The following is a 406-nucleotide window of genomic DNA, read 5'->3' as shown; positions in this document are numbered from 1 at the left end:
CGTAGACCCGAAACCAGGTGATCTACCCATGTCCAGGGTGAAGTTCAGGTAACACTGAATGGAGGCCCGAACCCACGCACGTTGAAAAGTGCGGGGATGAGGTGTGGGTAGGGGTGAAATGCCAATCGAACCTGGAGATAGCTGGTTCTCTCCGAAATAGCTTTAGGGCTAGCCTCAAGGTAAGAGTCTCGGAGGTAGAGCACTGATTGGACTAGGGGCCCCTACCGGGTTACCGAATTCAGTCAAACTCCGAATGCCGATGACTTATCCTTGGGAGTCAGACTGCGAGTGATAAGATCCGTAGTCGAAAGGGAAACAGCCCAGACCGCCAGCTAAGGTCCCAAAGTATACGGTAAGTGGAAAAGGATGTGGAGTTGCTTAGACAACCAGGATGTTGGCTTAGAAG

At 52.0% G+C, this 406-nt stretch carries 1 rRNA gene; it reads left to right on the top strand.

The features are described from left to right. Positions 1–406, top strand: a 23S ribosomal RNA gene (locus R0J87_RS18685); the annotation flags it as partial.

This window comes from Halomonas sp. SIMBA_159 (genome assembly GCF_046536035.1).
Classification (GTDB): domain Bacteria; phylum Pseudomonadota; class Gammaproteobacteria; order Pseudomonadales; family Halomonadaceae; genus Vreelandella; species Vreelandella venusta_A.
The sequence above is the reverse complement of the archived record's forward strand: the minus strand, read 5'-3'. Positions and strand labels throughout refer to the sequence as shown.